Consider the following 12,268-nt stretch of genomic DNA (forward strand, 5'->3'; position numbering starts at 1 on the left):
CTCCGTTTAAGGTCATATGTGATTCGTTAGTTTGAATGTTAACCCATACTACACAAGGCTTGCAACTTCTTCCAACTCCAGTCCCAATGAGATTCCCAATCGTGCAACGTAAACTAATTTTCATATAGGTATAAGAACATACGTTCTATTATATAGTCACAGAAAATAGCCCTCACCATTAGGTATATGGATGGACCTCACCAAACCCGATCAAATACTTCATTTCATACAAAAAGCGTTAATGGCGGGCGAACCATCCCATCGGAATGCTTCTGTCCTTCCATTAACGCTTTGATGTTCACATATCATGAAGTTAAATCAAGATGTTCTGTTCCGTTTAATCTCAGCCTTCAAGTCTGGATACAAGCGCTCTCAGCGCGTGACCACGGTGGCTAATCGCCTGCTTTTGCTCAAGCGTCAGCTCTGCCATCGTCATCTCGTATTCAGGTACATAGAAGAGTGGGTCATATCCAAAACCGCCAGCACCTGCAGCTTGAGCCGTGATCCAGCCTTCCGCAGTGCCTTCTGATTCATACTTATCACCTGTTGTCGGATCGTACAGTACCAACGCACAGACAAAACGAGCCGGACTTAGCAGCGGCTGTTCGGTGTCCTCACCGGATTTTAACGATTCCAGTGTCTCCAGCAACTTTGCATTATTCTGTGCATCCGTTGCTCCTTCGCCTGCATATCTCGCTGAATATACCCCTGGCTCACCATCCAACAGGTCTACGCAAAGTCCTGAATCGTCTGCCAGAACAGGCAATCCAAGCGCATCACCAACCGCCTTGGCTTTCTTCCAGGCATTCTCCGCAAACGTTACGCCATCTTCTACCACATCCGGCAGCTCCGGATAGTCAAACATGCTCTTGACCTCTTTGCCAAGCGGTGCGAAAGCATGAGCGAATTCACGGACTTTACCCGCATTGCGGGTTGCAACAATGAGGATTGGGCTGTCCAAACTCATCTTAAGCTTCCCCTAATCCACGCACGCCGATCTTGAGCGCAATCGGTCCGAGCACTTCTTTTTGACGCTCGATCATCTCCAGAATTCCCTGTTCGCCCAGTTCCAACATGGCGTTCAGCTCACGGCGATCAAATGGTGCTTCCTCACCTGTTCCCTGAAGCTCAACGTATTTACCGCCGCCTGTCATCACCAGGTTCATATCCACCTTGGCTTTGGAATCTTCATCATAGTTCAGATCCAGTACAGGCTGTTCACCCACAACACCCACACTTACTGCTGCAATGAAATCCGTAATCGGGAATACTTGCAGTTTGTGCTGTTGGGAGATCTTGTTCACGGCAAGCGCCAGCGCTACAAACGCACCGGTAATGGACGTTGTGCGTGTGCCTCCGTCAGCTTGAATAACATCACAGTCCAAAGTAATCGTACGCTCACCAAGAGCCTGCAGATTAACTACCGAGCGCAGTGCCCGACCAATCAGACGCTGGATTTCCATGGTGCGTCCAGTTAATTTGCCGCGATTGGCTTCACGTTGGTTCCGGGTATGTGTTGCACGTGGCAACATGGAATATTCCGCTGTTACCCAGCCTTTACCCTGCCCTTTCATAAAGGGTGGTACACGTTCCTCTACTGTAGCTGTACAGATCACCTTTGTATCTCCAACTTCAATCAGTACAGAGCCCTCGGCGTATTTATTCGTGTTCACTGTTAAATTCAGCGGGCGCAGCTGTTCGCTGGTTCGTCCGTTTGATCTCATATTTTCTGCCTCCTACGACTTAAGCATCCTGTAATGTTGAACTTATTCACACTTTTACGAATCCCTTATATTTTACCAAAGAGTTCGGTTAAAAGCATCCTTAAGCATTTCTTCGTTCATTAAATCGGAATTTCGTTGATATATTCAGGCTTGGAAACCGGCGCACTGTAATCCCTGTTATCGTCACCCATGACCGTTTTTTGGCCATTCCATTCGATCTGCACTTTGGCATCCTTGCTGGCTGTGTTCTCCGCAGTGGTTAATACGACAGACTGTAACAGCTCGCTTGGCACGATATCCCCTTCGGCAAACATATCATCTTTCAAGGCAACCGTTACCGTGCCATCCTCTGCCGTTTTGACCGATTGCAGCTCCGTTCCGCCTGTCATGACCTCTTCCAGTTCTCCACCTTTGTCAGGTCCCTTGATCAGCTCATTCAATGCTGCCTGCACCCGATCTTCACCAGGTGTAACCAGACGTGTCACCGGAACATAATATTGGATGCCTGCTGGTGAAGCAGCGGAGAAATAGACCGTGACCGGGCTGCTATTCGTCACAAACGTATCACCCAGATCCAGATTGATTCCCACAGCCCGATTCAGCGGTTCAGGCAGCGGCGTGCTGTTTACCGGCATTTGCGTTAACTTTTTGCCATCCACCCAGATCTGCACATTCTCCACATCAGGTGTTCCCGTCAATGTCCACGTGACAGCTTCTAGCATTTTCCGTTCTTCCTTCGCATCATACTTGGCAAAATTACCCGAGAACTCAACGACCGCCAGCTTGTCATCCGCGTGAATCGTTACATTCTGCACAACCGTTCCCTGTGGGAGAACGCCCTGGAATCCTTCAGGCAGCATACCCGCATAGGCCCCGCCTGTGACAAGTGTATCCAGTGCTGTCTTCGGACTACTTGCGTCTGTTCCGGAAGGAAGTGTCAGGGATACCGGAGCGAGCAGCCCCTGCTGGTCTTGCAGATATACCGTCGTTAATGGGAGCATTGCGAGTGCACCATTTCCTTCGGCTGCCTGAATCATGGCTGCTTCCTGAATGGGCGGTGGTGGATCAACAGCTTCGGAAGACTGTGCTCCAAACATGCCGCAGCCTGACAATACCATAGGAATACTCAGCAGCGCTGCTGCCGATACCGTACGCAAAGATTGGATCTTTCTCATGATCACGTTCCCCCTCATCATTTTTACAGTTTGTACTACCATGTATACGAGCCTTTGTCCAAAAAATAACTAAAAGATAATCGCTTCGCTGAAAACTTATAATTATCTTTAAGAAACGTAAACAGGTTAATAACGTATTAGGAAGCAAGAGTAGGGACATTGCTAACTTCAGAGGAGGAATCGCCCATGGAACATCCTGAGAAAGAAAAAATCCCTTACAGCCTGAATAGCCGCAAGGTGGCGGAGGCAACAAGGGAATGGCTGCATAAGCGGGGCGTCACGATCCCTGAGATCGCAGAGCTGGTCATGTTATTGCAGAAAAAATATTATCCAGGTCTTACGATGGAAGAATGTATCGAAAATGTGGAGATGGTTCTCCGTAAACGTGAGGTACAGAACGCTGTTCTGACCGGGATTCAGCTTGATATTCTGGCAGAACAGGGGCAGCTCATATCTCCTTTGCAGGAGATGATTGAGAACGACGAAGGACTGTATGGCGTGGATGAGATTTTGGCATTCTCCATCGTCAATGTATATGGCAGTATTGGATTTACGAATTATGGTTATGTGGACAAGCTGAAACCAGGGGTGCTTGAACGACTGAATGACAAGAGCCTGGGCCCTGTCCACACGTTCTTCGATGATATTGTCGGTGCGATTGCATCGGCAGCGAGCAGTCGGATCGCGCATCGCAAACAATCCGAGCTTGAAGAAGCTCTGGGAGAAAAACCTGTCAGTGATGACGCTGTATAATACGTAACTCGTTTCATATCTGAAGCCATGTGGAACATTGGACATGCGTATGGATGCTTCGTTAAATAACTGTTCAATAAAATAACTGTTCATGGAAAAAGCGGCCTGATGGCCGCTTCTTTTGCATGTGTAACGATACATATTGGATAATCCACATGCTATTATTTCAGATGTTTAGGTCGTACCGTTCCCACCAAACCAAAACCTTCAACCCAATTCTGCTCGGAAGGTGAACCAGATGTTGCCCGTTTCGGTCCAATCGTGATTTCCGGGCCTTTGCGCTCTCGCAACATGCCACGCAGCACCGTGATACCGAGAATGCTGAGTCCGGTAAATACATACATCATCCGCATGATGATATTGCCAGAATCCGTTCCGGTAACCATGCCGTGAACCAGCAGACCAATGAACACTGGATAGGACAACATGTGGAACATGAACCACCATTTACGGCCCAGCTTGTTCCGCAGATCACTGGATAACAGGACAATCACTAATCCGTAGAAGGCTAACGTTCCCAGACCACTGCCGATCGGATGCACGGAGGCGGTAAAAGGAATCAGAAGTTCTCCCCAGCTAAATGGGCTGTAATGATCAATATATAACGTTAATGCGTGCACGAGTCCAAGTCCGAAGGCGAGCCAGGTCGTTCGAGTATGCCATTTGAACATGTCTGCTTTTGGTTTGCCTTTGGCCAGAGGCATCCCTTGCGCAATGCCCAGAAACACACCGGCAAAGAGCAGCACATAAGCAGCAATTCCACTAATTCGAATGATATTCCACGTTGGCAGGTAATCTACAATCCATTGTGCCATAACCGGCTCCCCCATATCTGTTAGACTTGTCCTCGTTTATAATAGACTGAAGCGATGATCCGGATCAAAACCGGGCCAGTGCTCAGCGAGCGTATCCGTATTCCCTCTAAAATAAATACTCCCATCCCGTGTCATCCACAGGACGTCATGCCGATCGTAATGTCGGTTTAACCAGCCCACGGCTTCGGCACTTCCCAGAATGCATACCGTCTTGGCAATGATCTCGCATTGCGAAGCATGCTGTCCCATAACGGTACACTGCAATACGTCCGTATGTGCGGGCTCCATCGTCCGGGGGTCAATGAGGTGATGTGCAAGGCTTCCGTCCGTATTTTGCCATTGTCTGCGGGAAATACCCGAAGTGGCAACAGCTCCTCGCTGTAAACGGATCGCTCCCGACGCAGCACCCTGATTCTGCAAAGGATCTGCTACTTGCAAGGTCCATTGGGAATGGTCTGGTGAACCCCATACTTGAATATCTCCACCCGCGTTAATCAACCCCGCCGGAATACGCAATGTTCGCTGCAACCAATCTGCGATTCGCTCCACTGCCCAGCCCTTAACAATGCCTCCCAGGTCCAGCTCAGCTCCGGGGTCCAGATGAACCATCCGGCTACCTTCCCGCTGAATCCAGCTCGGACGGCTGTGGTCATATCGATCTTCCATCCAGCCTGATGATTCAGGTGTTCTCGTTCGCAATATGCGTTCAAGCAATGGACGTTGCAATTGTCGTTGCTGCACCTTCTCGAAGCTTAGATCATATCCCGAAGCCTGAAGAGCCTGCGAGATACCCGGTTGAAAAATCCCTTCAGTAAGTCCAATATATCCATAGGCCAGACTCAAAACTTCATCCATCGCAGCGGAGATGGGCATCCATCCGGTCGAACCATTCAGACGATTTAGTTCACTGTCTGCCACAAATCGGCTGAAACGTTGCTCCTGCGTCTCAAACCAATTCTTCACTACGGTTGCTGCATGTTCAGCTTCTTCCCGCTCAGCGGACAGTTGCACTTCAACATCCGTGTTCATCGCATGGAATTGAAACCGGAGCGGACGAGTAACTTGCTCCGTGCGGCTCATGATGCACCTGTGCGTGACTGATAGTTGCCACTGCTGTATCCAGAGTCTGTACTCTGGTTATTTTGTCCGAAACGCTGAGAATCTGAATAATTCCCCTTGTTACTCGTGCTCTGATCTGGCCCAGCTGCTTGTGTGCTATCGGATGTTCCATTATATTGACTATCATTATTGTCATTGTCCTGCGTGTTCCAGTTGTTGCTGTCCGTTGTACTGTTGATCCATTCATCCATCACATCATCATGCGTATCCACTTGGCTTGAAGCAGTAACGCTTGTATCTGTGCCATTTGCTGCTGCGTAGGCCACATCAAAGGCATCCGAAGTTCTTACATATTGAAAGAGTGCAGCCACGGTCAACGTTGCTGCCGCTGATGCTTGCCATTTTCTCCATTGATTCCGTTTTCTTCTGGTCATCGCTCTTCCCTGCTTTCTTTAGGGTGTGTCTCAAGACACGCCCTAGCGAAGTTCATAGATGTATCATAGGCGCGCTGGCTTAAAAATAGATGAATGAACCGTTAAGAGAGGCTAAAAAGGCCCAGAACAGGTGAATTTCCTGTCCCGAGCCTCTATATAAGATCGTATTATCATTTCATATCGATATCATCATTCCGTTTAGATTTTATAATAGAACATGCCATCCGGTTGCTGCTCTTGCTTCATTACTTCGCGTCGAATTAACTCCTGCAAATGGGCCAACGTCTCACTCATGGCAAACCGCAGTTGATGGGTACCCAGCCGATTGCCAAACATGTGCACACAGATGTCATAAGCATTCGCCGGTGACTCCTGAATTCGCTCCGTCATCTTCTGAAGACGTTCCTCGTGATGAGCCAGCAATTGAACTGTCCGTTCGGTGAACTGGGCAAAAGGATTCCGATGCCCTGGATACGCCAGCTTGACATTTAGCCCCCCGAGACGTTGCAATCCTTCCATATAAGACAATAATGGCTGAGGGTCACTGCCGGGTTGCAGACTGATATTCGGTGAAATCTGTGGCAAAACTGCATCTCCGCACAGAATCTCCATGGACTCCGGCGCATAAAAGGATAAATGTCCTGGAGCATGTCCACCCGTCTCCACAGCAATCCAACGTTTCCCGCCCATATCGAGCCACTCGCCATCTTCAACGGGTGTGACATTCGGAAGTGGCGTGATCTGCGAAGTAAATGCCTTCATATGTTCATGTATCTGCTCAGTCTTGTCTTCCGGCATACCATGACGACCATAATAATCAGGTAATATTGTATTAATGCGTGAATCTGGTCCCCACATATAATCGGCCTCTTGGCGGGAGCGTGTGGACATTCGAACGGGTGCGCTCGTCATCTGTTGCATCCAACCCGACAACCCAAGATGATCGGGGTGATGGTGGGTCAGTACAATTTGACGAATATCGCTAAAGGTCCGGCCGAGATCTGCCAGCGCTTCACTCCATTCCTGTTCTGTTTCCGAATTACGCGGTCCCGGATCTATAATAGTTATCTTTCCACCCGGTTCTGATAACACATAACTGTTCACCCATCGCAAGGGAAACGACATGCTGATCTTGACCCGGTGTATGCCCTCTGTCATGGACATCTCTTCTGTGCGCTTCATGTTATCCCCCTTCCAGACTGTCTCTGTTCACTCCACAGGACGACGACCCACAAAAATCATGCGCGGAGAAGTCTGCTCGTCATATTTCTCTTCGTCATAGCCACCATGTACCTGATCTACCCGGAGTCCGGCGGCACTTAACATCTGACTCAGTTGATCCCGTGTGTACAACTTCACACGCTCCTGATATACCCGTGGTTCATGCCCGGATGTGGTATCCGTAATACGAATTTCCTTTTGCACAAATCCATCCTCAATCTTGCGGAACTCCTCAATTCGCTGTCCTTCATCCTCTCGGACGGAGTGCGGAACCAGATGACGAGTCACATAAGCCGTATTCATAAAATCAATAATGTAGCTGCCACCCGGCCGAAGCATGCGATGAATGGCACGTAATACTTTCAATTGTTCTCCGTCCTCAAGGAAATAACCAAACGATGTGAACAGATTGACTACGGCGCCGAAGCCACCTTTCAGCGGGAGTTCACGCATGTCCGCAAGACACCACGATACTCGGTGTTCAGTGTCCATTAGTCGGGCTTCGCGCAAAAGCACATCAGAAAGATCGACCCCGGTCACTCGTAATCCCGCATCAGCAAGTGCCAATGAGTGCCGTCCCATACCGCAGCATAGATCCAATACTTCAGAGTTAGGCTCAAGCTTCAACCATTTGATCATTTTATGTACTTCCTGATAGGCACCCTGCACATCCCGGTGCTTGTATACGAGCAGATAATCTTCTCCAAAACTCTTTTCATACCATTCCGTCATCCATTCTCGCCCTCCACTTGGTCACTGGCTCTCTATCTGTAGTACGCTTTGTTCAGGCCTCATCATTTCCGCTAGCTTTAATGTATTGTAACGTCTTTATTCTGCAAACTCAAAAAATTCCAGTAAGTTTCCAACATTGAAGAGCCAAAATGCACACGATATAATGTTAGACATATGCCTGTAAATCGGTTAATTATAAGAGGTTGTTCAAAAAGCAACAGGAGGTGTTCTTATGATTCGCATCGGACTTACCGGATGGGGGGATCAGGAAGATCTCTATCCAAACCGTACCAAAGCCAAAGACAAACTCAGTCTATACGGACAATACTTCTCCACTGTGGAGGTGGATAGTTCCTTCTACGCCGTTCAGCCGCGGGATCGAATGGCACGATGGGCTGCAGAGACACCCGAATCCTTTGCTTTTATCATCAAAGCCTACCAGGGAATGACCGGACATCTGCGGGGCAAGCCCTACTTCACCAGCACGTCGGAGATGTATAAGGCTTTTCGGGAATCACTGGAACCGGTCATTGAAGCCGGCAAGATGCAGGCAGCCTTGTTTCAATATCCACCTTGGTTTGAGTGCAATAAGGACAATGTCAATGAGCTTCGTGAAGTGAAACTTCGAATGGAGGGCATTCCGTGTGCCCTGGAATTCCGTCATCGCAGCTGGTATGAAGATAGCATGCGCGAGCGGACGCTTTCGTTCATGAAGGGGCAAGGCTGGATTCATAGTGTCTGTGACGAACCTCAGGCGGGTTTAGGTTCCATTCCTATCGTGCCACAGGCCACGGATTCGGAGATGACACTGGTTCGCATGCATGGACGCAATGTGTCCGGGTGGCATCAGAATGGTGCGCCCAATTGGCGCGAGACCCGTTACCTGTACCGTTACAACAAGGAAGAGCTGTTGGAGTGGAAAGGTTATCTGGAGCAATTGCAGGAGCAGAGCAAGGATGTCTACGTTATTTTTAACAACAACTCCGGTGGCGATGCAGCGGCGAATGCCCAGATGATGATGGACCTGCTGGATCAGCCGGTGAAGCCTTTCCCTGACCGTTCTGAACCGGAGAAGGAAGAAGGACCGGAGCAGCTGGAGCTATTTTAATACGTGCTATAAACGGAGTTATTCATATTATTGGGTGAAGGTAAGTGTATTTATCATTGCTATTATGCAGATCGGATTCGAAATTGGAAACAAACTAAAAGCGGCAAGCCTGGGGGCTTTGCCGCTTTCTTTAGCTCGTTCTCTACCTACTGAAGGCTATCCGCAAATATCCGTTCTGTTACGTCAAGCACTAGCGCTGCGCAGCCGTAACAGAAGAATCGACAGACGCCTTGGAGAGCTGCTGGTTCATTTTATACAATTCAATGCCAGCCAAGAGCACAATGCCGATTCCATGGGTATCGTTCAGATTCCATCCCAGATCATCGCGATAATACAAGGCGGTAAACGAGTACCCCGAACCCCGGCATACCCCGTATATATTACCTTTATAGTCAATCGACAAACGCGTCATGCCTTCCCATCCTTTGCGTACGGCCTCCAGATAAGGCTTCGGTTGTTCTAGCCATCCTTCCCGAATTCCACGGGCATAGGCGTAGATGAACATGGATGTGCAGGAGGTTTCTTCATACGAATCCGGGCGGTTCAGCACCTGATGCCATAGTCCATTTTCCCCTTGCAACGCTAAATAACCTTCACTTAAATCACGATAGAAACATAACAGTTCCGGCCGTTTCACATGATCATGTGGCATGATGGATAACAGTTCGGTTAATGAGAAAAGCACCCAGCCGTTCCCTCGTCCCCATGGAATACCTGTCGCCCGACCACGCACAAAATCATACACATGGGACATGATCTGTTGATCGGGAAGGTAGAGGTATTTACGGAACATCAAGAACTGATTAACCGCATCTTCCCAATACGTCCCATCGCCTGTTAACTGACCATAACGCATCAAAAAAGGTGTACTCATGTACAAGTCATCACACCACATCGTCTCCTGACGCATCTCCCCACTGCCGCGAACCCGGTAAAAGGCGCCATCCTCCAGACGTTCCTGCTCATCCGTAATGTAGCCCGCAATCCGATCCGCGGTATCTCTTCCCCCACGAATATCGCCGAACTCCATCACAGCAAGCAGCGTGGACCCAAACGAACCGCAATCATCCAGACTGTCGATGGCTGACAGTTGATTATTAATCCCTGCCGCACCGTACCCTTCCCGATCCCACAGACCATAGCGGTCAAATGAAGTGCTCAGTTCAATATGTTGCCGCACATACTGAATGTAATCATCACGTCCCAATTCCTGTCCCGTTTGGAGAAGTCCAAGCAGGGTGACGCCTAGCGGATAATTCCACTTTCCGTAATGTGTGTTCTCCAGATAGGGACGAACATGCGTATCCGGAAGATCTACTCGCCAATATACACCTTGCGCGCCATCATCAAATACGGTATCTGTTCGCACAATATCGGCGTGGGATGGCTCAGCGCCGGGAGCAAACACACCTGTGTACAGCCAGGGGTCCGTGCATCCCGCAACCGGATGAGGAGGTTTCAGTCTCCAGCCTGTGGAACCCGAACGCTCGGCATCTTCCAACGTGAATCCCCATGAGCCGCCAACTGCCTGAATTTCACCTTTCGCGAGCAGATCAGATGAACCGTAACGGCGCGGGAGTTCAACGCGGAAGTTACCGCTACTTCCAGCAGAGTATACTTCCGTGCCATCCACATACAGAGTCAAAGTACCAGCATGACGGCCTTTTAAAATAATTGGCGTTGATCCTGGCAAGGTTACATCCAGTTTGGACCATGCGTAGGCCACAGCGGGCTGTTCTGGACCAAAGATTCGGGCAAAAGAACCCATGCTCCGCTCCTCGTCTGTCCAGCCCCTGCGCGGATACCAGGAAAGGCCCGTTTCTTCTTCCGTCATACCATCATGAGGAAGAGATAATACAGGTTCATCGACAGGTTCCGAATATAACCATCCCTCCTGTCCCTGACGATCTGTCCCAGGAGTGAGGAAGTGCAGCGGGAAATTTTTGAAAGAGGCTGTTCCGTAGATCCCGCCGAATCCCACTTCTGTTTTGACAAAACACAGCAACACATCATTCCAGCCATAGTTAACGGAAATCGGAATCTGGGTTCTTCGCTCAGGAAATAATTCCTGCAACAGCTCAGACTTGAATACCTCTTCACCGTTCACATAGATTGTCACCGGACTATAACAGTTCAGGCCCGTATTTAACGTTGCATTTTGCTCGCTCCATAACTTGCCCCATACATACACGTATTGCCCTGCACGCGCCTCTACGCATTTCTCATTCAGATTCAGGTCGTAACGATAGTCCCCTAGCCTGCGAAAACCTCCCTGATGATAAGCTCTGAACAAAAATGAATGTTTCGGATGATCACCAATATAACGCTGAGCCACCGTAGTCAATATATCCGGAATTGAATCGTACACCTTGCCTGCAATCGCCTCGTTCTCATGAAAATAACGAATGATCGTCAGCTCCCTTCCTTATACCTTGATTCGTTCGCTTAGCCGCAATGTCTCTCCGCCCTGCACTTCAACAACCTGCTGATCTGCCGTGAACCAAACCGGGATGGCAGACGGATTATGGATGATGGATCGATCAGCCGAACACTCGAGTCGTTGTACCGCTTTCCAATAGGCAATCACTTCGATGTTCGTGGCATACCAGATATCGTCCCTGCCGCCAATCTGCTCACCGAACTGTTCGATGATCTCCCAATTGTCGTTGTCATTGAACTCATAACTGTGACCCCAGACGTAGAGTAATAGTGGCGTACCTGTTTTGGAATGTTGGATAAAACGTTTGGCATGCCCCGCCAGATCATGGTTATGATGACACGTCGGATGCCATTCAAGCGGGCGCTCTGGCAACGTGTATCTGCCATGTGATTCAACGGTACGGGCATAATCAATGCCAAGCCACTCCAGCTTCGAACTTAACGCGCGGTCGTACCCTCCATTGGGATAAGCCATACCTCGTACGGGATAACCGACACGCTTCTCGAGTGCTTTTCGGTCCTCAATAATCTCTTCGGTCAGCAGTTCATTCGGAACATAAGGCAGTGTAGGATGAGTAACGGTGTGAACAGCTACTTCATGTCCGGCGTACAGTTCCAAGACTTCCCCCGGCTCGATGCGGCCTGGATTGCCCAGGGTACCGGAATTCAGATTAAATGTTCCCCGCAGTCCATACCGATTACAGATATCCACCAGTCTGCGATCATGCACCACTCCATCGTCATAGCTGAGCGTTAACGCTTTCATCACACCACCTGGATAGCGGTCAAACTGAATACGATGTCCCAT

Annotated in this window: 12 protein-coding genes; 2 read left to right on the plus strand and 10 right to left on the minus strand. The window is 49.3% G+C overall.

Annotation, left to right across the window (positions count from 1 at the left end; translation table 11 throughout):
* Window positions 1-343: 343 nt before the first annotated feature.
* From MKZ13_RS24545 to MKZ13_RS24555, 3 genes are all read right to left on the minus strand, one after another.
* Complete coding sequence (locus tag MKZ13_RS24545) at window positions 344-967, minus strand: XTP/dITP diphosphatase (protein WP_017692573.1); 624 nt, start codon at window positions 965-967, stop codon at window positions 344-346.
* 1 nt (window position 968) lies between these two features.
* Entirely contained in the window at window positions 969-1,724 is a 756-nt protein-coding gene (gene rph, locus MKZ13_RS24550) for a ribonuclease PH (protein WP_221820883.1), read from the minus strand.
* A 119-nt stretch (window positions 1,725-1,843) separates the two neighbouring features.
* On the minus strand, window positions 1,844-2,899 hold the full coding sequence (locus MKZ13_RS24555; RefSeq protein ID WP_210109903.1) for a GerMN domain-containing protein: 1,056 nt from the start codon (window positions 2,897-2,899) through the stop codon (window positions 1,844-1,846).
* A gap of 186 nt (window positions 2,900-3,085) precedes the next feature.
* On the opposite strand from MKZ13_RS24555, the gene MKZ13_RS24560 reads away from it, so the two are divergent.
* On the plus strand, window positions 3,086-3,652 hold the full coding sequence (locus MKZ13_RS24560; protein WP_339178917.1) for a phosphatidylglycerophosphatase A: 567 nt from the start codon (window positions 3,086-3,088) through the stop codon (window positions 3,650-3,652).
* A 161-nt stretch (window positions 3,653-3,813) separates the two neighbouring features.
* On the opposite strand, the gene MKZ13_RS24565 is transcribed toward MKZ13_RS24560, so the two are convergent.
* The 5 genes from MKZ13_RS24565 to MKZ13_RS24585 all read right to left on the minus strand — a co-directional run bounded on the left by MKZ13_RS24565 (window position 3,814) and on the right by MKZ13_RS24585 (window position 7,913).
* Window positions 3,814-4,467: a ferric reductase-like transmembrane domain-containing protein gene (locus tag MKZ13_RS24565; RefSeq protein ID WP_339178919.1), complete on the minus strand. Its 654-nt coding sequence runs from the start codon at window positions 4,465-4,467 to the stop codon at window positions 3,814-3,816.
* Window positions 4,468-4,503: 36 nt separating this feature from the next.
* On the minus strand, window positions 4,504-5,547 hold the full coding sequence (locus MKZ13_RS24570; protein WP_339178922.1) for an FAD:protein FMN transferase: 1,044 nt from the start codon (window positions 5,545-5,547) through the stop codon (window positions 4,504-4,506).
* Window positions 5,544-5,960 (minus strand): hypothetical protein, encoded by a 417-nt coding sequence (locus tag MKZ13_RS24575; protein WP_339178924.1) that lies wholly within the window; start codon window positions 5,958-5,960, stop codon window positions 5,544-5,546. Before MKZ13_RS24575 ends, MKZ13_RS24570 begins: the two co-directional genes overlap by 4 nt.
* A gap of 198 nt (window positions 5,961-6,158) precedes the next feature.
* Complete coding sequence (locus tag MKZ13_RS24580; protein ID WP_339178927.1) at window positions 6,159-7,142, minus strand: MBL fold metallo-hydrolase; 984 nt, start codon at window positions 7,140-7,142, stop codon at window positions 6,159-6,161.
* Window positions 7,143-7,169: 27 nt separating this feature from the next.
* Window positions 7,170-7,913: a methyltransferase domain-containing protein gene (locus MKZ13_RS24585; protein ID WP_339178929.1), complete on the minus strand. Its 744-nt coding sequence runs from the start codon at window positions 7,911-7,913 to the stop codon at window positions 7,170-7,172.
* Window positions 7,914-8,145: 232 nt separating this feature from the next.
* Here MKZ13_RS24585 and MKZ13_RS24590 point away from each other — a divergent pair, with 232 nt between their 5' ends.
* Window positions 8,146-9,021, plus strand: coding sequence for a DUF72 domain-containing protein (locus MKZ13_RS24590; protein ID WP_339178932.1), 876 nt, complete (start codon window positions 8,146-8,148; stop codon window positions 9,019-9,021).
* Window positions 9,022-9,211: 190 nt separating this feature from the next.
* On the opposite strand, the gene MKZ13_RS24595 is transcribed toward MKZ13_RS24590, so the two are convergent.
* Together MKZ13_RS24595 and MKZ13_RS24600 are read right to left on the minus strand one after the other, a co-directional pair.
* Window positions 9,212-11,389, minus strand: a complete 2,178-nt coding sequence (locus MKZ13_RS24595; RefSeq protein WP_339178936.1) for a glycoside hydrolase family 88 protein — start codon at window positions 11,387-11,389, stop codon at window positions 9,212-9,214.
* Window positions 11,390-11,446: 57 nt separating this feature from the next.
* A complete protein-coding gene (locus MKZ13_RS24600; RefSeq protein ID WP_339178939.1) occupies window positions 11,447-12,268 on the minus strand; it encodes a polysaccharide deacetylase family protein in 822 nt (273 codons plus the stop codon).

It is taken from the genome of Paenibacillus sp. FSL R5-0701 (genome assembly GCF_037973995.1).
Classification (GTDB): Bacteria; Bacillota; Bacilli; order Paenibacillales; family Paenibacillaceae; genus Paenibacillus.

Bases quoted from the DNA above. Each gene is read 5' to 3' on its own strand.
- rph (WP_221820883.1), bottom strand. From the start codon at position 1,724: ATGAGATCAAACGGACGAACCAGCGAACAGCTGCGCCCGCTGAATTTA.
- MKZ13_RS24570 (WP_339178922.1), bottom strand. From the start codon at position 5,547: ATGAGCCGCACGGAGCAAGTTACTCGTCCGCTCCGGTTTCAATTCCAT.
- MKZ13_RS24585 (WP_339178929.1), bottom strand. From the start codon at position 7,913: ATGACGGAATGGTATGAAAAGAGTTTTGGAGAAGATTATCTGCTCGTA.
- MKZ13_RS24560 (WP_339178917.1), top strand. From the start codon at position 3,086: ATGGAACATCCTGAGAAAGAAAAAATCCCTTACAGCCTGAATAGCCGC.
- MKZ13_RS24575 (WP_339178924.1), bottom strand. From the start codon at position 5,960: ATGACCAGAAGAAAACGGAATCAATGGAGAAAATGGCAAGCATCAGCG.
- MKZ13_RS24590 (WP_339178932.1), top strand. From the start codon at position 8,146: ATGATTCGCATCGGACTTACCGGATGGGGGGATCAGGAAGATCTCTAT.
- MKZ13_RS24600 (WP_339178939.1), bottom strand. From the start codon at position 12,268: ATGGGACATCGTATTCAGTTTGACCGCTATCCAGGTGGTGTGATGAAA.
- MKZ13_RS24555 (WP_210109903.1), bottom strand. From the start codon at position 2,899: ATGAGAAAGATCCAATCTTTGCGTACGGTATCGGCAGCAGCGCTGCTG.
- MKZ13_RS24580 (WP_339178927.1), bottom strand. From the start codon at position 7,142: ATGAAGCGCACAGAAGAGATGTCCATGACAGAGGGCATACACCGGGTC.
- MKZ13_RS24565 (WP_339178919.1), bottom strand. From the start codon at position 4,467: ATGGCACAATGGATTGTAGATTACCTGCCAACGTGGAATATCATTCGA.
- MKZ13_RS24545 (WP_017692573.1), bottom strand. From the start codon at position 967: ATGAGTTTGGACAGCCCAATCCTCATTGTTGCAACCCGCAATGCGGGT.